We start from the raw sequence: 2,402 nt of genomic DNA, 5'->3' as shown, positions 1-2,402 counted from the left end.
TGATCATTTTTGTTGGGTGCCTTCTTTTGCGAGGCGCTTTGGGTCAAGTGAAGCCAGTGACCGCCAATTTGACAGAATTGCACCCTAATAATGTGCAGTTAACTGCAAACTGTCGGGGCGATACCTTTCTATTTCAGGTTACCATAACCAGTCCGCACAGGACATTCCGTTATTAGCACTGCCGCCGCTCCGAAAACATCCTTACGCCGAGACGAAACCTCTGACTCAAGGGCGGTATGGAGCGACAAAAACGGTCTATATTCGTGATAATTTGTGCTCCATTCTGGTTTTATTTTGGTAAAATGTATCAATTCGTTTGCCCGGTCAAGAAAAAGCAACAAAAAGCCACACGATCGCAAATCGTTCTAACTTTGGGGCACAGGCAGTGCACTGGAGGAGTTTCATCCAATCGAAAAACCGCTGAATTGCGCCGGGTTCTCTGGAAGCTTCGATCCCTGGATAGGGTGAGGCCAAGGTAAAAAACAGCAAACAAACATCCTTTTGGAGCCCACAAACTTGCGGCGGGAGCCGGACAGCCAAGAGTGGTAAAATTCTGGTGCGAACCTTTTCAGTGCAGGAAACGTTCATGACTATTCGCACATGCCCTTCACCTAGATGAACATCTGGCCCGTTTCATAGCCGTTTTCACATGGTCCCTTGCGCCTTTGCGTAGCTTCACATTGTGAAAGACTCATCAAGAAGCCGACCCCGAAATCGGCGAACATTGGTTAATGTGGCCGCTTACTCGAACTCGTCAAACGTCTCTCTGACAGCATCATCCACGGTCCCGGCCCGCAATCTGCCGCCATCGTTGTCGCAGGCATCCTCTAAGGCTTGCCAAAGATGGTCCATTTGCAAAAATGGTTGAAAGCTCGTGCCGGCAAATCTCAATGCGGCGGAAATTCTGGGGCGTAAAGTGTCTGATGCATAGGTTCTTTTGGCTAATTATCTTCATAACCCTGACGGGGTGCGCGGCGAAAACCTACAATGAAATTGACTTCATGCCTTCGCCAACGGTCTTTGCCAATGGCACGCTTGACCCGTTCGAAGATGTGACCGAGGGTAATTTCGAGTCGCGGGCGCGTCTGTTTTACGCAACCGACCGCCAGCCCGCAGAACCGGACGACCCACAGAAAAGCTACAATAACGCACGGGGGCACGTGCTGCGGGCGGGTGTCGCGCAGGTTGCGTCGGACCCGCCGCTTGAAAGCTGGGAAAATGCACGGCGCATAACGCTCGCCGCGGCGCGGGATCGGGACTATAGGCTGCGGGTGGTGGGCGTGACCGAGACCGGCATTCTGCCGTTCAGCGCTATCAATTACATGGATACGCCACCCAGCCGTGCCGAAGTCGAAGCCGCCGGCAGCCATTTTGCGTCACAAATCAATGCGCAATTGGCACAATCGGCCAACAAGGACATTTTCATCTACATTCATGGCTATAATGTGGATTTCGACTATTCCACTCTGGTCTCAAGCCAGTTGCAACATTTCCTGGGCTATCAGGGCGCTTTCATCAGTTACAACTGGACAGCAACCCCAAGTACGCTGGCCTATTTCCGCGATCAGGAATCGGCGCTGGCGTCGCGACGCTATCTGCGCGAGCTGATTGCCTTTCTCTCGGCCCATACCGATGCCCGTCGCATCCACCTGATTGGCTACAGTGCCGGGACAAGGCTGGCATTTGACGCCGCCTATCAAATTGCTTTGGGGGCCGAGGGAAACGCGCGGTTGGGCAAGCTCATCCTGATCGGCAGCGATCTGGATCGCGCTTATTTCATTCATGCTATCGAGGACGGTCTTCTCGATGCGGTTACGGACCTGACGATCTATCAGTCGCAAACGGATTCCGCGCTGGCGATGTCTAGGTTCGTCTTTGGCCGCAAGCGCGTCGGAGAGACATCGCCGCCCGGCGAAGCAGTGCCTGCGGTGCAAACGGAGCTGGCCCGGACCCCAAGGCTGCATGTCATCGACGTGACGGATGCCGAAGAGGCGGGCACTGGCAACGGGCATTGGTACTTCCGGTCTTCACCATGGGCCAGCAGCGATCTTTTCCTGTCATTGCTGACCAACAAAGACCCCGCCGCGCGCGGATTGGTGCGCGCACCCGGCGAAGTCATCTGGCGTTTTCCAGACGATTATCCGCAAAGGATCAGGGAACTGGGGCGTTTGTACTGAAGGAAAGGAACCGTCTGGTTATCCCCGTCTATTCTCTATTCTGATCAGCTTGCCACACGAGGCTCCCTCGGATCACATCGAAACTCTTATGTAAGGTCATCCATAGGTCAGACTTATGACGTTGAAGGTATAATCGATTTTTCTTGGCATATTAATCTGTCAAGATACCATTGCTCAAATGTGAATTTTACGCCGCGCAAGAATGGCGAACCTGTCAAACAATTC

At 53.2% G+C, this 2,402-nt stretch carries 1 protein-coding gene; it reads left to right on the top strand.

Translation table 11 applies throughout. The features are described from left to right. Positions 1-1,001 precede the first annotated feature (1,001 nt). A complete protein-coding gene (locus tag ACR0LL_RS20955) occupies positions 1,002-2,177 on the top strand; it encodes an alpha/beta hydrolase (protein WP_480589219.1) in 1,176 nt (391 codons plus the stop codon). Positions 2,178-2,402: the final 225 nt, after the last annotated feature.

The sequence above is a fragment of the Ruegeria sp. AI2 genome, from assembly GCF_056541275.1.
Note: the sequence above shows the minus strand (reverse complement) of the source record. Positions and strands in the feature narration are given on the sequence as shown.

What these genes read in the sequence shown, in the direction of transcription:
- ACR0LL_RS20955 (WP_480589219.1), top strand. Translation starts at nt 1,002, where the DNA reads ATGCCTTCGCCAACGGTCTTTGCCAATGGCACGCTTGACCCGTTCGAA.